This is a genomic window from Streptomyces sp. NPDC093984 (assembly GCF_044764595.1).
In the GTDB taxonomy this organism is placed as follows: domain Bacteria; phylum Actinomycetota; class Actinomycetes; order Streptomycetales; family Streptomycetaceae; genus Streptomyces; species Streptomyces cynarae.
The window spans coordinates 403148-423021 of the sequence record NZ_JBIWIM010000004.1; the positions used below are offsets into that span (position 1 = coordinate 403148).

The 19874-nt window shown below is 70.5% G+C and carries 16 protein-coding genes; 8 read left to right on the forward strand and 8 right to left on the reverse strand.

Annotation, left to right across the window (positions count from 1 at the left end; genetic code table 11):
• The first annotated feature begins 120 nt into the window (after positions 1-120).
• Both ACIRC0_RS17845 and metG read left to right on the forward strand, forming a co-directional pair.
• A complete protein-coding gene (locus tag ACIRC0_RS17845) occupies positions 121-2052 on the forward strand; it encodes a VWA domain-containing protein (RefSeq protein ID WP_403617092.1) in 1932 nt (643 codons plus the stop codon).
• A 164-nt stretch (positions 2053-2216) separates the two neighbouring features.
• Positions 2217-3932, forward strand: a complete 1716-nt coding sequence (gene metG / locus ACIRC0_RS17850; protein WP_403617093.1) for a methionine--tRNA ligase — start codon at positions 2217-2219, stop codon at positions 3930-3932.
• A 74-nt stretch (positions 3933-4006) separates the two neighbouring features.
• On the opposite strand, the gene ACIRC0_RS17855 is transcribed toward metG, so the two are convergent.
• The 4 genes from ACIRC0_RS17855 to aspS all read right to left on the reverse strand — a co-directional run bounded on the left by ACIRC0_RS17855 (position 4007) and on the right by aspS (position 7272).
• The gene (locus ACIRC0_RS17855; protein WP_403617094.1) at positions 4007-4138 is read right to left on the reverse strand and encodes a hypothetical protein; all 132 of its coding nucleotides are present in this window, start codon (positions 4136-4138) and stop codon (positions 4007-4009) included.
• A 16-nt stretch (positions 4139-4154) separates the two neighbouring features.
• Entirely contained in the window at positions 4155-4424 is a 270-nt protein-coding gene (locus tag ACIRC0_RS17860; RefSeq protein ID WP_403617095.1) for a hypothetical protein, read from the reverse strand.
• Between the two features lie 28 nt (positions 4425-4452).
• Positions 4453-5343, reverse strand: a complete 891-nt coding sequence (locus ACIRC0_RS17865) for a hypothetical protein (protein WP_403617096.1) — start codon at positions 5341-5343, stop codon at positions 4453-4455.
• Positions 5344-5508: 165 nt separating this feature from the next.
• Positions 5509-7272, reverse strand: coding sequence for an aspartate--tRNA ligase (gene aspS / locus ACIRC0_RS17870; RefSeq protein WP_403617097.1), 1764 nt, complete (start codon positions 7270-7272; stop codon positions 5509-5511).
• A 219-nt stretch (positions 7273-7491) separates the two neighbouring features.
• Between aspS and ACIRC0_RS17875 the strand changes: the two genes are divergently transcribed.
• Positions 7492-9639, forward strand: a complete 2148-nt coding sequence (locus ACIRC0_RS17875) for a SpoIIE family protein phosphatase (protein WP_403617098.1) — start codon at positions 7492-7494, stop codon at positions 9637-9639.
• Positions 9640-9700: 61 nt separating this feature from the next.
• Here ACIRC0_RS17875 and ACIRC0_RS17880 read toward each other — a convergent pair whose 3' ends face one another.
• From ACIRC0_RS17880 to ACIRC0_RS17890, 3 genes are all read right to left on the reverse strand, one after another.
• Positions 9701-10753, reverse strand: a complete 1053-nt coding sequence (locus ACIRC0_RS17880; RefSeq protein ID WP_403617099.1) for an AI-2E family transporter — start codon at positions 10751-10753, stop codon at positions 9701-9703.
• An 80-nt stretch (positions 10754-10833) separates the two neighbouring features.
• Positions 10834-11814, reverse strand: coding sequence for a pirin family protein (locus tag ACIRC0_RS17885; RefSeq protein WP_200421569.1), 981 nt, complete (start codon positions 11812-11814; stop codon positions 10834-10836).
• Between the two features lie 160 nt (positions 11815-11974).
• Entirely contained in the window at positions 11975-12460 is a 486-nt protein-coding gene (locus ACIRC0_RS17890; protein WP_263234842.1) for an SseB family protein, read from the reverse strand.
• 143 nt (positions 12461-12603) lie between these two features.
• Here ACIRC0_RS17890 and ACIRC0_RS17895 point away from each other — a divergent pair, with 143 nt between their 5' ends.
• The 5 genes from ACIRC0_RS17895 (at position 12604) to ACIRC0_RS17915 (ending at position 17739) form a co-directional block, all read left to right on the forward strand.
• The gene (locus ACIRC0_RS17895) at positions 12604-14430 is read left to right on the forward strand and encodes an acyl-CoA dehydrogenase (protein ID WP_403617355.1); all 1827 of its coding nucleotides are present in this window, start codon (positions 12604-12606) and stop codon (positions 14428-14430) included.
• Between the two features lie 79 nt (positions 14431-14509).
• Positions 14510-15808 carry a M18 family aminopeptidase gene (locus tag ACIRC0_RS17900; protein WP_403617100.1) on the forward strand — a complete coding sequence of 433 codons (1299 nt, stop codon included), beginning with the start codon at positions 14510-14512 and terminating at the stop codon, positions 15806-15808.
• A gap of 100 nt (positions 15809-15908) precedes the next feature.
• Positions 15909-16157 carry a DUF6458 family protein gene (locus ACIRC0_RS17905; protein ID WP_103839426.1) on the forward strand — a complete coding sequence of 83 codons (249 nt, stop codon included), beginning with the start codon at positions 15909-15911 and terminating at the stop codon, positions 16155-16157.
• Between the two features lie 288 nt (positions 16158-16445).
• Entirely contained in the window at positions 16446-17525 is a 1080-nt protein-coding gene (locus ACIRC0_RS17910) for a glycosyltransferase (RefSeq protein WP_403617101.1), read from the forward strand.
• 49 nt (positions 17526-17574) lie between these two features.
• Positions 17575-17739: a hypothetical protein gene (locus ACIRC0_RS17915; RefSeq protein ID WP_181138986.1), complete on the forward strand. Its 165-nt coding sequence runs from the start codon at positions 17575-17577 to the stop codon at positions 17737-17739.
• A gap of 268 nt (positions 17740-18007) precedes the next feature.
• Here ACIRC0_RS17915 and ACIRC0_RS17920 read toward each other — a convergent pair whose 3' ends face one another.
• Entirely contained in the window at positions 18008-19837 is a 1830-nt protein-coding gene (locus tag ACIRC0_RS17920) for a thioredoxin-like domain-containing protein (protein WP_403617102.1), read from the reverse strand.
• Positions 19838-19874 lie beyond the last annotated feature (37 nt).

The window sequence follows — 19874 nt, forward strand, 5'->3', positions numbered from 1 at the left end:
TGACAGGCGGCGGTTCCGATGTTCGGACGGTACCCAGGATCGCCGCCTTCGGCCGCTAACCTTACGTGTCCGTCCTGGCCAGGGATTGACGGGCATCAACTCACGCGAAGGGTTGCGCACATGGGCATTCTCACTCTCCTGCGGAACGCGTTCGGCCGCTCACGCAAGGGTCGCTCCGCCGAGGAGGAGCCCACGCGGGAGCCACAGGAGCCGACGGTCCCGGCCCAGTCGACGGCCCCGGAGCAGGCGGTACCGGCACGGGCGACGGAACCGGAGCCGGCGGTCCCGGCGCAGTCGACGGAACCGGAGCCGGCGGTCCCGGCGCAGTCGACGGAACCGGAGCCGGCGGCCCCGGCGCAGTCGACGGAACCGGAGCCGGCGGTACCGGCGCAGTCTTCGGGCCGTACGGACGAGGAACACGAACTGGTGGCGGCGGCGTTCGACAACGTGACGGTACCGAGGCAGCCGACCCCCAGGGACGAGCCACCGACCACGGAAACTCCGAAGCGAACGGCTGCGACGGAGCCGACGGCCGAGGCGGCGGCTGAGCCCCAGGCCGAGGCCGAGCCGGAGTTGCGGACCAAGGTCGAGCCGGAGCCCGAGCCCGAGACGGAGCCCACCGCTGAGGCGACGGCGGAAGTCGAGGCGGCCCCCGAGCCTAAGGCCGAAGCGAAGGCGGAGGCGGGGCCGGAAGCCGAAGCGAAGGCGGAGCCGGAGGCCGAGGCGAAGCCGGAGGCCGAGGCGAAGCCGGAGCCCGAGGCCGACGCAAAGGCGAAGCCGGAGCCGGAGGTCCAGTCGGAAGCCGAAGCGAAGGCGGAGCCGGAGGCCGAAGCGAAGCCGGAGCCCGAGGCCGACGCAAAGGCGAAGCCGGAGCCGGAGGTCCAGTCGGAAGCCGAAGCGAAGGCGGAGGCGGGGCCGGAAGCCGAAGCGAAGGCGGAGCCGGAGCCGGAGGCCCAGCAGGAAGCCGAAGCGAAGGCGGAGCCGGAGTCTCAGCCCGAGGCGAAGACCGAGCCCGAGCCTCAGCCGGAGCCCGAGGCGAAGACCGAGCCCGAGGCGAAGACCGAGCCCGAGGCGAAGACCGAGCCCGAGGCGAAGACCGAGCCCGTGGCCCAGGCGCAGCCCACCACGGAGGTGACGGCAGAGCCGGAGCCGGAGGACGAGGCACCGGAACCGGCCACCGCCGAGCAGCCCACGCCCGCTCCCACCGACGACCCGACAGCCGCCGACGGCGAGGAAGCCCCACAGGAGTCACCCGCACCCGACACCACCACCCGCACGGGTGGTGCGGGTGGGAACACCCCCGCCGAAGGCGAAGCCGAGGCGGACCCCGCGCCCGAGCCCGAGCCGCAGGCGAACCCGCAGGCGACCTCGCCCAAGCCGAAGGCCGCCCCCGCCATCCCCGCCACCCGCCTGAAGACCCGCGCCCCCGGCCTCCTCACCGCCTACAAGGCCGCCGCAACCGTCCTCGACGACCGCCACCTCACCGGCACCCGGGCCAGGGTCTACCTCGTGCTCGACCGCTCCGCCTCCATGCGCCCGTACTACAAGGACGGCTCCGCCCAGGCCCTCGGCGAGCAGGTCCTCGCCCTCGCCGCCCACCTCGATGCGGAGGCCACGGTCCCCGTCGTCTTCTTCTCCACCGAACTGGACGGCACCGGCGAGCTCACCCTCGCCGACCACGAGAACAAGATCGACACCCTCCACGCGTCCCTCGGCCGTATGGGCCGCACCAGCTACCACGCGGCCGTGGAAGCGGTGATCGCCCACCACGACAAGTCCGAGAACCCGGACCTCCCCGCCCTGGTGATCTTCCAGACGGACGGCGCCCCGGACGCGAAGACCCCCGCCACCCAGTCCCTCACCGAGGCCGCGAAGAGCCACCCCCAGCTCTTCTTCTCCTTCATCGCCTTCGGCGACCCGGAGAACAAGGCCTTCGACTACCTCCGCAAGCTCAAGACCGACAACACGTCGCACTTCCTGGCCGGCGAAACCCCGCGCGAGCTCACGGACGCCGAGGTCTACGAGGGCGTACTGGCGAACTGGCGCCCGTAAACCTCCCCGGACGCCCCCTGGGACGCCGCCCGCTTCTCACCCCCCAAAACGCGAAGCGGGCGGCGTACCCATGTCGGCTACGATTTCAAGGTTCGTAGACGATGCCCAGCCGACCCGAGAGCAGGACGTCGTCACCCCACGTATCGACCTGGGAGCAGCCCGCGATGGCTCGACACCTCATCACCAGCGCCCTTCCGTACATCAACGGGATCAAGCACCTGGGCAACATGGTGGGGTCCATGCTCCCGGCGGACGTGTACTCCCGCTACCTCCGCCAGCGCGGCCACGAGGTCCTGTACATCTGCGCGACGGACGAGCACGGCACCCCGGCCGAGCTGGCCGCCAAGGAGCAGGGTCTCCCGGTGGACGAGTTCTGCGCCCAGGCGCACGACGCCCAGAAGGCGGTCTACGACGGCTTCAACCTGGCGTTCGACTACTTCGGCCGCAGCTCCTCCCCGCAGAACCGCGAGATCACCCAGGAGATCGCCCGCGAGCTGAAGGCGAACGGGTTCATCGAGGAGCGGGCCATCCGCCAGGTGTACTCGAACGCCGACGGCCGCTTCCTGCCGGACCGGTACATCATCGGCACCTGTCCGCACTGCGGCTACGACAAGGCCCGCGGCGACCAGTGCGAGAACTGCACCCGTGTGCTGGACCCGACCGACCTGATCGACCCGCGCTCGGCGATCAGCGGCAGCAGCGACCTGGAGGTCCGCGAGACCAAGCACCTCTTCCTCCTCCAGTCGGCCCTGGCCGGCGAGGTCGAGGCCTGGGTGGACGAGCGCGCCGACAACTGGCCGGTCCTCGCCTCCTCCATCGCCCGCAAGTGGCTCACCGAGGGCCTGCACGACCGTGCGATCACCCGTGACCTGGACTGGGGCGTCCCGGTCCCGGCCGACACCTGGCCGGACCTGGCCGCCGAGGGCAAGGTCTTCTACGTCTGGTTCGACGCCCCGATCGAGTACATCGGCGCGACCAAGGAGTGGGCGGACCAGGACCCGGAGAACCGCGACTGGCGCTCCTGGTGGTGGGAGTCGGACGCGGACGTCCATTACACCCAGTTCATGGGCAAGGACAACGTGCCCTTCCACAGCGTGATGTTCCCGGCGACCCTGCTGGGCACCCGCGCGCCGTGGAAGAAGGTCGACGTGATCAAGGCCTTCAACTGGCTCAACTACTACGGCGGCAAGTTCTCCACCTCGCAGAAGCGCGGCGTCTTCACGCACGACGCGCTGGAGATCCTGCCCGCCGACTACTGGCGCTACTTCATGATGGCGAACGCGCCCGAGTCGGACGACTCCTCCTTCACCTGGGAGCACTTCACGGCCACGGTGAACAAGGACCTCGCCGACACACTGGGCAACTTCGTCAACCGCGTGCTCTCCTTCTCCCGCAAGCGCTTCGGAGACTCCGTCCCCGAGGGCGGCGCACCGGGTGAGGCCGAGGCGCGGCTCGGCGAGGAGATCGCCCGTCTGCTCGCGGAGTACGAGGAGCACATGGAGGCCATCCAGTTCCGCAAGGCGGCGGCGGCGCTGCGCGCCCTGTGGTCGGCCGGCAACTCGTACCTCGAGGAGAAGGCCCCCTGGCTGGAGATCAAGACCAACAAGGAGGGCGCGGCCCTCACGCTGCGCACGGCGATGAACCTGATCCACCTGTACGCGGTGGTCTCGGAGCCGTTCATCCCGACGTCCTCGGCGGCCATGCGCGCGGCCTTCGACCTGAAGGACGACACGGCGGCCTGGGTCACGCAGGAGGAGGCCAGGTCCCTCACCGCCGTCACCCCGGGCACGCCCTTCACGGTCCCGCCGGTGTTGTTCGCGAAGCTGACGGACGAGGACCTGGCCGCGTACAAGGAGCGCTTCGGCGGCGAGACGGAGTAGCGGCGCCCGCACACCGAAAGGGGCCCGGAAGCCGAAAGGCTCCCGGGCCCCTGTTCGTCTGCGTCTGCGTGCTCCTAGGAAAGAACCCCGGCGCCGGTGGTGCCGGCCAGTTCCGCCGGCAGGTTCTTCGCGGAGGTCTGAAGACCCGCGGTGAGCGTCGGCTTCCAGTTGACGGTCGCAAAAGGTTGCCGCACTCGCCTGCTCATCTTTCCGGTCACCACCTCAGCGGATTCCCCGTTCGTCGTCGAACAGTTCCGCAGCGTCCGACGCATGGAGTGCCCGCCGTGCCCAGACCCCGAGCTGCCGCAGATCCGTGCAGCCCTGCACCCGCTCCCGCACGAAGTCCGGCACCGGAATACCGCGCCACTCCAGAATGCGCAGGGTCATCCCGGCGCGATCCTCCAACCGGCCCTGCTCACGGCCTTCCTCACGGCCTTCCTCCCGCACCTGCTCCGCCAGCGGGTGCCTCCAGAAGTACTGGACCGCAGCCATCAAGTCCCTCCTCGAGCGGCCACCTCACTCAGACGGCATCCTCGTCGAACAAGTCCTCGGCACGCGTCGCGTGAACCGCCCGCTGAGCCCAGACTTCGAGCTGCCGCAGATCCGTGCAGCCCTGCACCCGCTCCCGCACGGAATCCGGAACAGGGATACCGCGCCACTCCAGAATGCGCAGGGTCATCTCGGCGCGATCCTCCAACCGGCCCTGCTCACGGCCTTCCTCACGCACCTGCTCCGCCAGCGGGTGCCTCCAGAAGTACTGGACCGCAGCCATCAAGTCCCTCCAGATCTCCTTCGCCCGGGGGTCGTCCAGGCATGAGTCGACGAACTGCACGAACGCCGCCGCGCTCTCGGCGTCGATGGTGCGCAGAGCGGCTACCAGGGATTCCAGTATGGCCGCGACCCTCGGGCCCTTGCCATGTGTCATCGCCGAGAGCACCGCGAGGGGTACGTCCCGCTCGGCCTCCCGCGCGTCCGCGATCAACGGCACATTGTCCGGGCCCAGTACCAACGGCCGTACCGTCATCGACGGACGGCCAGGGAGAACGCGGTGGATCGGCTCGGCCGCCCAGGCTGCCGTGGCACTGTTCTGTGTGATGACGATCAGCACCGGCTCGCAGCCGTACTTTTCATATAAGTACGAGAGGTAGTACGGCCAGCTACCCCGCTTGGCCTCGTCCTTCCGTCCCTGCGACTCGACGACCAGGAGATACTCCCCCTGGTCCGTCTGCACCCGCAGCAGCGTGTCCACCCGGCGTTCGACCGGCTCGACTTCCGTCAGGTCCACGTTCATGGCCGCGAACTCGCGCGGCTCGGGGAAAGGGATGTTCAACACCTGCTGCAGGGCACGCGTCAGCAGCGCCGGGTCCTTCTGGAAGATCCGGTGCAGCGCCTCGTGCGACGAGCCGACCATCCGCTCTCCTTTCCGTACGACGTGATCAACGCCGTACGCCGCACCGAGGTCACGCGCCACGCCCCTCACAGCAGAAGCCCGGAACCGGATGACGAACCGGCCGGCCTCTCCCACGCGAAAGTGGCCCGGAACCCACCGTCGGTTCCGGGCCACCCTCTTGCCTCGCTACTTCGCCTGCGGCTTGCGCACCGAGATGTGCAGTTCCCTCAGCCGCGCCTCGTCCAGCTCCGTGGGCGCGCCCATCATCAGGTCCTGCGCGTTGCCGTTGAGCGGGAACGCGATCGTCTCGCGGATGTTCGGCTCGTCCGCCAGGAGCATCACGATGCGGTCGATGCCCGGGGCGATGCCGCCGTGCGGCGGGGCGCCGAAGCGGAACGCGCGGAGCATGCCGGCGAACTCGCGCTCCACCGTCTCCTCGTCGTAGCCCGCGATACCGAAGGCCTTGAGCATGATGTCCGGCTCGTGGTTCCGGATCGCGCCCGAGGACAGCTCCACGCCGTTGCAGACGATGTCGTACTGCCAGGCCAGGATGTCCAGCGGGTCCTGGGTCTCGAGCGCCTCCATGCCGCCCTGCGGCATCGAGAACGGGTTGTGCGAGAAGTCGATCTTCCCGGTGTCCTCGTCCTTCTCGAACATCGGGAAGTCGACGATCCAGCAGAAGCGGAAGACGCCCTCCTCGAAGTGGCCGGCCCGCTTGGCCGCCTCCACCCGGACCGCGCCCATGATCTTGGAGACCTCGTCGAACTCGCCCGCGCCGAAGAACACCGCGTGGCCGGCCGACAGCGACAGCCGCTTCGTCAGCTCCGCGACGTTCTCCTCGGTCAGGAACTTCGCGATCGGGCCGGACAGCGAGCCGTCCTCGCCGACCCGCACCCAGGCCAGGCCCTTGGCGCCCTGCTCCACCGCGTACTCGCCGAGCTGGTCGAAGAACTTGCGGGGCTGCGAGGCCGTGTCCGGCACCGGCAGCGCGCGCACGTGCTTGCCCGCGAACGCCTTGAACTCCGAGCCCTCGAAGATGTCGGTGATGTCGACCAGCTCCAGCTGGGCGCGCAGGTCCGGCTTGTCGGAGCCGTACTTCAGCATCGCCTCACGGAACGGGATCCGCGGGAAGGGGGAGGTGACGTGCCGGCCGCCTCCGAACTCCTCGAAGATCTCCGTCATCAGCTTCTCGATCGGCTGGAACACGTCCTCCTGCTCGACGAAGGACATCTCCACGTCGAGCTGGTAGAACTCGCCCGGCGAACGGTCCGCGCGCGCGTCCTCGTCACGGAAGCAGGGCGCGATCTGGAAGTAGCGGTCGAAGCCGGAGATCATCAGCAGCTGCTTGAACTGCTGCGGCGCCTGGGGCAGCGCGTAGAACTTGCCCGGGTTCAGACGGGAGGGGACCACGAAGTCGCGGGCGCCCTCGGGGGAGGTCGCCGTCAGGATCGGGGTCGCCATCTCGTTGAAGCCCATCGCCGCCATCTTGTGGCGGATCGCCGAGATCACGGCCGTGCGCAGCATGATGTTGCGGTGCATGCGCTCGCGGCGCAGGTCCAGGAAGCGGTACTCCAGGCGCCGCTCCTCGTTGACCCCGTCCTCGGTGTTGATCGTGAAGGGGAGCGGGGCGGCCGCGCCCAGCACCTCGACCTCGCCGACCTCGATCTCGATCTCACCGGTCGGCAGGTCCGGGTTCACGTTCTCCGTGCCACGGGAGACGACCTTGCCGTCGACGCGGACGACCGTCTCCTTGGAGAGCTTGTCCAGGGCCTCGTACGACGCCGTGCCCGGGCGGGCGACGAGCTGCGTGATGCCGTAGTGGTCGCGCAGATCGATGAACAGGATGCCGCCCAGGTCGCGCCGATTGTGCAGCCAGCCGCTCAGCCGGACGTCCTTGCCGACGTCAGAGGCGCGGAGCTCGCCGCAGGTGTGGGACCTGTACCGGTGCATCGTCGTTCATCCAGTCTTCGCAGGATCGGGGTCTCGCCGGGGCCGCTCGCCCCGGCGCCTCCGGGCGGGCACGGCCCGGACCCATCAAGCGTACCGGCCGCCCCAACGTCGCCTCGCCCCGATTCTTCCGGTGCGCCGGAATCACCGCGAACCCGCTCAAGATCGGCTGTTGCTCACTTTCAGTGGCACCTCCCGATCCTCTCTTCTTACAGTGGGGCAATGCGCACTGGTGAGCCCCTGCCCGCCGTGGGGGACGTCCTGGCTGCCGTGGCGACCGGCATGTGGCGCTACGACGCCGCCGCGGGGCTCGTCACCCTGGATGCCGAGGCCGCGCGGCTCGTCGGGCTGCCCGCCGAGCCGACCACGCTCACCGAGGCCCAGATCCGCTCCCGGTTCCACCCGGTCGACTGGAACGAGGTCGACGGGGTGGTCCAGCTTGCCCTCGCCGAGGGCACCATCGCCGAGGTCCGGATGCGGATCATGGACGAGAACAACCGTGTCGTCCGTATCGTCCGCAGCCGTTCCAAGCCGTCGCTGGACGCGCGCACCGGCGAGTACAAGCTGGTCGGCACCCTCCAGGAGGTCACCGAGCCCGTCCCCGGAGCCGCCGCCCGGGCGCCCGTCATCGGCGACTGGCGCCGCTCCCGCGAGGCGTTCCTGCTGGACGCGGGGCGCGCGCTGGCGGAGGCGCGGTCCACGGAGGAGGTGCTGCGGGTCGCGGCCGGGCTGTCGATGCCCGGGTTCTCGCCGGACGGGCTGGCCGTCTTCGGGGTCGAGGCCGACCGGCTGACCGTCATCGGCCACCACGGGCACAAGCCGGGCGACGAGGCGCCCTTCATCCAGATGTCGCTGGACACGGACTACCCGGCCGCCGAGGTCGTCCGCACCGGCCGCGCCGTGTACATGTCCTCTCCCGAGGAGTACAAGGCCCGCTACCCGGCCTCCTGGCCGCTCGCCGCGCAGTTCGGTCGCCAGTCCTGGGCGTTCCTTCCGCTCACCGTCGCGGGACGCACGATGGGCGCCTGGATGGCGGCGTTCAAGCACCCGGTCGCCTTCACGCCCGACGAGCGTTCGGTGCTCACCACGGTCGCCCGCATGCTCGCCCAGGCCCTCACCCGGGCGGGCGCCGCCGAGACGGAGCGGGAGCTGACGGACGGGCTGCAGCGCTCGATGATGCCCACGCTGGGCCCGCAGATACCCGGCATGACGGTGGCCGCGCGCTATGTGCCGACCGGCGGCGGGCTCCAGGTTGGCGGCGACTGGTACGACATGATCCAGCTGCCGGGTGGCCGGTTCGCGCTGACCATCGGCGACGTCCAGGGCCATGACGTGCGCGCCGCGGGCCTCATGGGCCAGCTGCGGATAGCCCTGCGCGCGTACGCCGCCGAGGGCCACCGCCCGGACGCGGTCCTCTCCCGCGCCTCCCGCTTCCTGCACGGCATGACCTACGGCGAGGACGGCGCCGACCTGCGCTTCGCGACCTGCCTGTACGTGGAGGTGGACCCGGCGACCGGGACACTGGAGATCGCCCGGGCCGGCCACCCGGACCCCGCGATCCGCATGTCAGACCGCACGGTGCTGATGCGGCCGACCTCGGGCGGGCTGCCGCTCGGCATCGACCCGGACGCGGACTACCCGACCACCCGGCTCGTCCTGGAGCCCGGCGAGACCATGCTGCTCTGCACGGACGGCCTGATCGAGACCGGCGGCCACGACCTGGAGACCGGCTGGCGGCGGATCCGGCGCATCCTCGAGGAGCACGACGGTGACATGGAGGAGCTGGCCGACGCGCTGGTCCAGGCCGTGCACGGGCCCTCCTCGCACTACGCCACCGGGCCGCTGACCGACCGGCGCGAGGACGACATCGCCGTGGTGCTGCTGTGCCGTGCGAGCGGGGCGGGCACCTGTGGCGGCACGGTCACTCCGGTACTGCCGGTGATACGGCGTACGGCGCTGACGATCGCGCAGGCCGAGCCCGAGCGGATCGCGGGCGCCCGGCAGCAGCTGCGCGAACTGCTGCACGACTGGTCCTCCGCCGAGCAGGTCGACTCGGCGGTGCTCCTGGCCTCCGAGATGCTCACCAACGTCCTGGTGCACACCGACGCGGACGCACTGCTGGTGGCCGAGGTCTCCGGCGACGGCGACGGCCTGGGCGGCCGGGCCGGGCGCCGGGTCCGGGTGGAGGTCACGGACGCCAGCGACGACCTCCCGCACAGGCGCCACCCCGGCGAGCTGGCCTCCTCGGGCCGCGGCCTGGTCCTCATGGAGCTCCTCGCGGACGCCTGGGGCGTCGATCCGCGGGGCGAGGGCAAGAGCATCTGGTTCGAGCTGGAGGAGGAGCCGGTGAAGGAGGACGGGGAGGCGTAGGCGCACGGGGCCCAGGGGCGCACGGGATCCATGGAATGGTGCCCGGGCGCCGCCGCCGGCCCTACCCGTCCTGTGAAGCCTCGGGGCCGCGCCCGTACCGCACCCGCAGCTCGTGCGCCACGCCGAACGCCGCCGCCGTCACCGGTACGGCCAGCAGCATCCCCAGGATTCCGGCCACCGACGCGCCCGCGGTGAGCGCCAGCAGCACCGCCGCCGGGTGCATCCGCACGGTCCGGCTCTGGACCACCGGCTGGAGCACGTGCCCGTCCAGGACCTGCACGGCGATGACGACGCCGAGCGCCCACAGCGCGATGACGAGCCCGCGGTCGGCGAGGGCGACCAGGACGGCGACCGCACCGGAGATGAAGGCGCCGAGGTACGGGATGTACGCGCCGACGAACACGAGCGCGCCGAGCCCGATCGCGCCCGGGACACGCAGGACCAGCAGCCCGACGGTGATCAGGGTGGCGTCGATGAGGGCGATGACCGTGGTCCCGCGCATGAACCCCTCGACGGCCTGGAAGGCGCGCCGCGCCGTGGCCTCGAGGGCGTCGGCGGTGCCGTGCGGGGCGAGCGAGCGCAGCAGTCCGACGGCTCGGTCGGAGTCGCGCAGGAAGAAGAAGACGAGCAGCAGCGCGAGGACGGCCATCGCGAGGCTCTCGGCGACGACGCTGACGCCGCTGATGACGTTGGAGGCGGCGGTCCCGCCGAACTTGGCGAGCAGCTCCCTGGAGTGGGAGACCAGGTCGTCGAGCGAGGTGCCGGCCGCCCCGAAGTACCGCCCGAGCGACTTCGCGGCCCGTTTGAGCGAGGCGACGATCTGGTCTCCGGTGTCGATGAGCGCGGTGACGATGATGTACACCGCCCCGCCGACCACCGCCACCACGGCGACACACGTGATCCCGGCCGCGAGTGACCGGTGCACGCCGACCCGCACGAGCCGCCGGTGCAGCGGCCCGAGCAGCGCGGTCCCGAGCAGGGCGAGGAGCACGGGTACGACGGCCGTACGGAACTGACCGCACAGCCGGACCACGATCCAGACGACCCCGGAGACCAGCAGCAGGACGGCGCACCAGGCGGCGAGCCGGCGGACTGGTTCGGGGAGGAGCTGCACCCCTCCAGCGGATCACGCCGAGGGCGGGCTGTCCTGTACGGACGGCCCGCCCGGGTGACGCGGCGTCAGGAAATGGCCCTTCAGGAACCCTGCGGCCCGCTGTCGGTCATCCCGTGGACCGCCGGGACGGTCCCGAGGCGCCCCTTCTGGAAGTCCTCGAACGCCTGCTGGAGCTCCTCGCGGGTGTTCATCACGAACGGCCCGTAGTGCGCCATCGGCTCACGGATCGGCTGCCCGCCGAGCAGGACGACCTCCAGGTCCGGGGTGTGGGAGTCCTGCTTCTCGTCCGCGCGGACGGTGATCGAGGAGCCCGCACCGAACACGGCGGTCTGGCCGAGGCGGATCGGCCGCCGCTCCGCGCCCACGCTGCCGCGGCCGGCCAGGACGTAGGCGAGGCCGTTGAAGTCCTCGCGCCACGGGAGGGTGACCTCGGCGCCCGGCGCCACGGTGGCGTGGATCAGGGTGATCGGGGTGTGCGTGATGCCGGGGCCCTGGTGGCCGTCCAGCTCACCGGCGATGACACGGATCAGCGCGCCGCCGTCGGGGGTGGTCAGCAGCTGGACCTGGCCGCCGCGGATGTCCTGGTAGCGGGGGGCCATCATCTTGTCCTTGGCGGGCAGGTTGACCCACAGCTGGATGCCGTGGAACAGGCCGCCGGACACGACGAGGGACTCCGGCGGGGCCTCGATGTGCAGCAGGCCGGAGCCGGCGGTCATCCACTGGGTGTCGCCGTTGGTGATGGTGCCGCCACCGCCGTGCGAGTCCTGGTGGTCGAAGACGCCGTCGATGATGTAGGTCACGGTCTCGAAGCCGCGGTGGGGGTGCCAGGGGGTGCCCTTGGGCTCACCGGGCGCGTACTCCACCTCGCCCATCTGGTCCATCATGATGAACGGGTCGAGGTGGCGGTAGTGGATCCCGGCGAAGGCGCGGCGGACCGGGAAGCCCTCGCCCTCGAAGCCGCTGGGCGCGGTCGTCACACCGAGCACGGGACGGGCCACCGCGTCGGCGGGTGCGACCACACGGGGAAGGGTCAGCGGGTTCTCGACGGTCACTGCGGGCATGTCGGTACCTCCTTGTGGTCCGAGTTTAGTTGACCGTTGAACTTTCTGCCACCCCGAAACACAGAAAGCCCGGAGGGCATTCCCTCCGGGCTCGGGTGCGCCCCGCCAGGGGGCGCGAGGCCGGCAGGACGGCACCTGGCCGTCCGCGCGGCAAGGGCGTCTAGCCATACATCCGGCGCATGGCGAACTCGACCATCTGCTCGACGGCCTTCGCGTCGAACACCATCCGATGCTCGCCCTCCATGTCCAGGACGAAGCCGTAGCCGGTCGGCAGCAGGTCGATCACCTCCGCCCCGGTGATCACGAAGTACTTCGACTCCTTGCCCGCGTACCGCCGCAACTCCTTGAGCGAGGTGAACATCGGGATCACCGGTTGCTGAGTGTTGTGCAGCGCCAGGAAGCCGGGGTTGTCGCCGCGCGGGCAGTACACCTTGGACGTGGCGAAGATCTGCTGGAAGTCCTCCGCGGACATCGACCCGGTGGTGAAGGCACGGACCGCGTCCGCGAGCGACGGCGGCGACGGCTCGGGGTACAGCGGCGGCTGCTGGCCGTACCCGCCGGGCATCTGCCCACCCGGCATCTGCTGCCCGGGCATCTGCTCCGAGGCGTAACCCTGCTGAGCGCCCGCGTTCTGGTAGCCGTACATGCCCCAAAGAGTAGTGGGCCACATCTGGGCCATGAGGGGTTGCTTCTTATTACCGACGGGTAGCATCATCGGAGCTACTTGTTGGTAGATGAACCAGTTGCGAGGAGACAGTGCCTCGCCGATCCCTCTACGGAGCCGTCGCCATGGGGCACTACAAGTCGAATCTCCGCGACATCGAGTTCAACCTCTTCGAGGTGCTCGGGCGCGACAAGCTGTACGGCACCGGCCCGTTCGCGGAGATGGACACCGAGACCGCCAAGAGCATCCTCGAGGAGCTGACCCGCCTTTCGGAGAACGAGCTGGCGGAGTCCTTCGCGGACGCCGACCGCAACCCGCCCGTCTTCGACCCGGAGACCAACACCGCGCCGGTCCCGGCGTCCTTCAAGAAGAGCTACCAGGCCTTCATGGACTCCGAGTACTGGCGCCTCGGCCTGCCCGAGGAGATCGGCGGCACCACCGCCCCGCCGTCCCTGATCTGGGCCTACGCGGAGCTGATCCTCGGCTCGAACCCGGCGATCTGGATGTACTCGTCCGGCCCGGCGTTCGCGCGCATCCTCTTCGAGGAGGGCACCGAGGTCCAGAAGGAGATCGCGAAGATAGCCGTCGAGAAGCGCTGGGGCTCCACGATGGTGCTCACCGAGCCGGACGCCGGCTCGGACGTGGGCGCCGGGCGCACCAAGGCCGTCCAGCAGGAGGACGGCTCCTGGCACATCGAGGGCGTGAAGCGCTTCATCACCTCCGGTGAGCACGACATGGAGGAGAACATCCTCCACTACGTCCTCGCCCGCCCCGAGGGCGCCGGCCCCGGCACCAAGGGCCTGTCCCTCTTCCTCGTCCCGAAGTACCTCTTCGACTTCGAGACCGGCGAGCTGGGCGAGCGCAACGGCGTGTACGCCACGAACGTCGAGCACAAGATGGGCCTGAAGGCCTCCAACACCTGCGAGATGACGTTCGGCGACAAGCACCCCGCCAAGGGCTGGCTGATCGGCGACAAGCACGACGGCATCCGCCAGATGTTCCGCATCATCGAGTTCGCCCGCATGATGGTCGGCACGAAGGCGATCTCCACGCTGTCCACCGGCTACCTGAACGCGCTGGAGTACGCCAAGGAGCGCGTCCAGGGTCCCGACCTGGCGAACTTCATGGACAAGACCGCGCCGAAGGTCACCATCACCCACCACCCGGACGTGCGCCGTTCGCTGATGACGCAGAAGGCGTACGCGGAGGGCATGCGGGCGCTGGTGATGTACACCGCCTCCGTCCAGGACGCGATCGCGGTCAAGGAGGCGAACGGCGAGGACGCGTCGACGGAGCACGCGCTGAACGACCTGCTCCTGCCGATCGTCAAGGGCTACGGCTCCGAGAAGGGCTACGAGCAGCTCGCCCAGTCGCTGCAGACCTTCGGCGGCTCCGGCTTCCTGCAGGAGTACCCGATCGAGCAGTACATCCGCGACGCCAAGATCGACACCCTGTACGAGGGCACCACCGCGATCCAGGGCCAGGACTTCTTCTTCCGGAAGATCGTCCGCAACCAGGGTGCCGCGCTGAACTCGCTCGCCGAGGAGATCAAGAAGTTCCTGGCGGTGGGCGAGGGCGGCGAGGAGCTGGCCGCGGCCCGCGACCACCTCGCGAAGGCGGCCGTGGAGCTGGAGGCGATCGTCGGCCTGATGCTGACCGACCTCGCGGCCACCGAGCAGGACGTCAAGAACATCTACAAGGTGGGCTTGAACACCACCCGCCTGCTGATGGCCTCCGGTGACGTGGTCGTCGGCTACCTGATGCTGAAGGGCGCCGCGGTCGCCGCCGAGAAGCTGCCGAGCGCGTCGAACAAGGACAAGGCGTTCTACCAGGGCAAGATCGCGGCGGCGAAGTTCTTCGCGGCCAACGTCCTGCCGGGCGTGACCCTGGCCCGCAAGGTCGCCGAGGGCGTGGACCTGGACCTCATGGAGCTGGACGAGGCCGCGTTCTAGGACCACTTCCACATACCCCTTACGAGGGCCCGTTCCCCATCACCGGGAGCGGGCCCTCGTCCGTCGTTAAGGTGAACCCATGAGCACAAGTGCGCGCTTCGACCGCGGCCACACCGACGACCTCATGTCCTTCCTGGCGGCGAGCCCGTCGCCGTACCACGCCGTGGCAGGCACCGCCGAACGGCTGGAGAAGGCCGGCTTCCGTCAGGTCTCGGAGACGGACGCCTGGGACGGCACGTCCGGCGGCCGGTACGTGCTGCGCGGCGGCGCGATCATCGCCTGGTACGTCCCCGAGGGCGCCGATCCGCACACCCCGTTCCGGATCGTGGGCGCACACACCGACTCGCCCAACCTGCGGGTCAAGCCGCGGCCGGACAGCGGCGCGCACGGCTGGCGGCAGATCGCGGTGGAGATCTACGGCGGCCCCCTGCTCAACTCCTGGCTCGACCGGGACCTCGGCCTGGCCGGCCGGCTGTCCCTGCGCGACGGCTCGACGCGCCTGGTGAACGTCGACAGACCGCTGCTGCGCGTACCGCAGCTGGCCATCCACCTGGACCGCTCGGTCTCCAGCGAGGGCCTGAAGCTGGACAAGCAGCGCCACCTCCAGCCCGTCTGGGGCCTGGGCGACGACGTGCGCGACGGCGACCTGATCGCGTTCCTGGAGCAGGAGCTGGGGCTCGCCGCCGGTGACGTGACCGGCTGGGACCTGATGACCCACTCGGTGGAGCCGCCGGCCTACCTGGGCCGCGACAAGGAGCTGGTGGCGGGTCCGCGCATGGACAACCTGCTGTCCGTGCACGCGGGCACCGCGGCGCTCGCGGCCGTCGCCGCCTCGGACGCCGCCCTGTCGTCCATCCCGGTACTCGCGGCCTTCGACCACGAGGAGAACGGCTCGCAGTCGGACACCGGCGCCGACGGTCCGCTGCTCGGGTCGGTCCTGGAGCGCTCGGTGTTCGCCCGGGGCGGCTCCTACGAGGACCGGGCGCGGGCCTTCGCCGGCACGGTCTGCCTGTCCTCCGACACCGGGCACGCCGTCCACCCCAACTACGCGGAGCGGCACGACCCGACGCACCACCCGCGCGCGAACGGCGGGCCGATCCTCAAGGTGAACGTCAACAACCGCTACGCCACCGACGGTTCGGGGCGCGCGCTGTTCGCCGCGGCCTGCGAGAAGGCGGACGTGCCCTTCCAGACCTTCGTCTCGAACAACGCGATGCCCTGCGGCACCACCATCGGCCCCATCACCGCCGCCCGCCACGGCATCAAGACGGTGGACATCGGCGCGGCGATCCTGTCGATGCACAGCGCCCGCGAACTGTGCGGCGCGAAGGACCCGTATCTCCTGGCCAACGCCCTGACGGCGTTTCTGGAGGGCTGACACTCCCGCCCGCCCGCCGATCGTCCCGGCATGTCCACGGATGTCCCGGGTACCCGGGTTCGGGGCCGGAAGGACCGGACCCACAGGGAGGGCAGGACTCATGGGCCTGGGTGGATGCATCATCCTGATCGCCGTGGGGGCCATCCTCGCGTTTGCGACCGACTGGCACATGCAAGGCGTCAACATCCACTTGGTCGGCGTCATACTCATGATCGTCGGGCTGATAGGAGTGACCACCTTCAGCGGCATCTACCGCCGCAGGCGGGTCGTCGTGCCGCCCCCGACGACCGTGGTCGAGGAGAACCGGCACCACCGCGGCGACGGCTACACCGACGGATACGGCGTGTAAGGGCTGCAACTGCCGTAAGGGCGGAGGGCCGCAAGGGCTGAGGGCCGAAAGGCTGTGGGTGGCTGTGGACGGCTGTAAGCCAAGTAAGGCGTGTACGGCGCGGTAGCCCACGTACGGCGCGCAAGGGACGATACGGCGGCCTCGGGACGACAACAGACAACCTTGGGTATTCCGTTACCGGAGTCATCTTGTCGTCTTGTGTGAAAAACGTGAAGACTGTGGCGTCATGAGCGCCCGGGGGGTGGAGGTGCCGGGCGCGCCACAGCATCACGACGGGGGGCTCCTGCCGTGCACGACCCGGCGGCAACGGGCGGCAGACCGCATCTGACGGTCCTGATCCCCGCGCACAACGAGCGGGAACGTATCGCCGCCGCCATCGACGGCCTCTGGCGTCAGACCCGCCGCCCCGATCTGATCGTGGTGGTCGCCGACAACTGCACCGACGACACCGCCGCCGTCGCGGCCGCCCACGGCGCGCAGGTCTTCCACACCCGGGGCAACACCCACAAGAAGGCGGGCGCCCTCAACCAGGCCATCGACTGGATACTCCCCCACCTCGACGACCGCGACCTCCTGCTCGTGCAGGACGCGGACACGGTCCTCAACCCCTGGTTCAACGAGACAGCCATGGGCACCTTCAACCGCAAGGTGGGCGCGGTCGGCGGCGTTTTCTACGGCGAACCGGGCGGCGGACTCCTCGGTCTGCTGCAGCGCATGGAGTTCCACCGCTACGCCTGGGAGGTCGAGCGCACCGGCGGCAGGGCCCAGGTGCTCACCGGAACCGGCACCATGTTCCGCGCCCGGGTGCTGCGCGAGGTTCGGGCCGCCCGCCTGTCCGGGCTGATCGGTGGCGGCGACGGCTACTACAGCCTGGCCTCGCTCACCGAGGACGACGAGATGACCAAGGCGGTCAAGACCCTCGGCTACCGGGCCATGTCCCCGGCCGGCTGCGCGGTCACCACCGAGGTCATGCCCACCCTGCGCAAGCTCTGGCACCAGCGCCTGCGCTGGCAGCGCGGCGCTCTGGAGAACCTGCGCGACTACGGCTGGACCCGGGTCACCGCCCGCTACTTCCTGCAGCAGTTCCTGATGGGGTTCGGGGCGCTCTCCTTCCTCGTCTACCTGATCTTCATGAGCACCTACACGACCATGTACGGCTGGCCAGGACTGTCGCCGTTCTGGACCGCGATCGGCCTGATCTTCGTGGTCGAGAAGACCGTCTCCGTACGCCGCGCGGGGCCCCTGGCCGTCGTGGTGGCCGCGCTGATGGTCCCGGAGATGCTCTACGACCTGTTCCAGCACGCCGTCTACTTCACCTCGCTGTGGGGCCTCGTGCGCCGCAGCGAGGAGAAGTGGGTGGCCACCTGAGCCCCGCCCCCCACCCTCTCTCGCACCAACGCCCCAAGGAGATTCGACGATGTACGGAAGAGTGATAGGCGCCGGCACCACCGGCGCGGGCGGCGCCACACTGGCCGCCACCGGCCTGTGGATGAACAGCATGGCGCTGATGGTGGCGGCCACCACCCTGGTGGCGGCCGGAGTGGCCCTGTTCAAGCTGGCGCCGCGCCCGCGCCGCCGCTGACACCCGCCCACCGATGCCATCCCGTCCCCCGGGCGCGCCCCCGCGCCCCCGCGCCCGGGGGACGCCGGGGCACCCGGGGACCCGGGGACCCTCGGGCCGGGACTCCCGAGCCCGGGAACGCCGGGGCACCCCGGGGACGCTCAAGCCGGGACTCCCGAGCCTGGAAACGTCCGGGCACCCCGGGACACTCAGGCCGGGACTCCCGAGCCCGGGAACGCCCGGGATCGGGGACGCTCAAGCCGCGCCGGGACGCTCAAGGCCGCCCCGTCTACCGGCTCTCGTCCATCCCCGCCAGGACCAGGGGCAGCCGGTCCGTCCCGCCCTCGGTGAGGCGGACCGGGACGCCCCAGTCCTGCTGGTGGACATGGCACGCCGGGTATTCGTTGGCCGGGTCGTCGTCGCAGGACGCCGCCATCGCCGAGACGTGCAGGACACCCTCGGATATCGCCGGGTTCAGCTCCAGCTCGCGCGCGAGGTCCGTGTCGGCGCCCTCGCCCTTCAGCAGCAGCTCCGGCGGGGTCGAGGAGACCAGCAGGCGGGTCGACGGTCCGTAGCGCGTGTCCAGCTTCTGGCCGGCCGGGGCCTGGAAGATCACGTCGAGCCGGAGCTTCCCGGGCGTCACCTCGGTCGCCGCGCGCTGCGTGCGATGGGCGACCGCGGCGACCTGCACCGCCTCCTCCGGCAGCCGCAGCCGGGTCAGCCGGTGCCGGGCCGACTCCACGACCACGATGTCCTCGCCGACGAGCACCGCGTCCGACGGCTCCCGCAGATCCGTCGCCAGCGTGCTCACCTCACCCGTCGCCGGGTCGTAGCGCCGCAGCGCGTGGTTGTAGGTGTCGCTGACCGCCACCGAGCCGTCCGGCAGCGCGGTCACCCCCAGCGGGTGCTGGAGAAGTGCCTGTTCCGCCGCCCCGTCCCGGTGCCCGAAGTCGAACAGCCCCGTCCCGACCGCCGTGTGCACCGCGCCGTCCCGGTCCACCCAGCGCAGGGCGCTCGTCTCGGAGTCCGCCAGCCACAGCCGCTCCCCGTCCGGCGACACCGCGAGCCCCGACGGCTGCGCGAACCAGGCCTCGGCGCCCGGGCCGTCCACCAGCCCCTCGTTCGTGGTGCCGGCCGCCACCACGACCGTGGCCGTGGCCGGGTCGTACGTCCACAGCTGGTGCACGCCCGCCATGGCGATCCACACCCGTTCGCCGAAGACCGCCACGTCCCACGGCGAGGAGAGGTCCACCTCCCGGGCCGGCCCCGAGGTCGGCGAGCCCTGCCACCACTGCTTGCCGGTGCCCGCCAGCGTGCTCACCTCGCCGGTCGCCAGGTCCAGGCGGCGCAGCGCGTGGTTCACGGTGTCCGCGACGACCACCGCACCCTCATCGAGCAGCGCCAGGCCCTGCGGCTCGCTGAAGCTCGCCGCCCCGGCCGGGCCGTCCGCGAAGCCCCGTACGCCGGAACCGATGCGCCGCACCACCGTCTCGCCGTCCGCCGCCAGCTCCACCAGCTGGTGCCGGGTGGTGTCGCTGACCAGGAAGGAGCCGGACGGCAGCAGGAGCGCCTTGCCGGGGAAGCGGAGGGTCGTGGGCTCGGGCTCCGGTGCCACGTACGGGCCGTCGCCCCGGCGCAGCGTGCCCTTGGCCGCGTGCTCCTCCTCCAGCTCCTCGACGAGCCGGGCGATCGCATGGGCGTGACCCTCACCCGCGTGCTGGGCGACCACATACCCCTCGGGGTCGATGACCACCAGCGTCGGCCAGGCCCGGACGGCGTACTGCTTCCAGGTGGCGAGCTCCGGGTCGTCGAGGACCGGGTGCTCCACCCCGTACCGCTCCACCGCGTCCACCACCGCCTGGTGCTCCGCCTCGTGGACGAACTTCGGAGAGTGCACGCCGATGATCACCACGGTGTCGCGGTGCTTCTCCTCCAGCTCGCGCAGCTCGTCCAGGACGTGCAGGCAGTTGATGCAGCAGAACGTCCAGAAGTCGAGGATGACTATGCGTCCTCGCAGGTCGGCGAGGCTGTATTGCTCTCCGCCCGTGTTCAGCCAGCCGCCCTTGCCGATCAGCTCGGGGGCACGGACACGGACGCGACGCGAAGGGGAGTCGTTCATGGGTCAAGGGTGCCATCCGACGTGGGCGTGCAGCGGG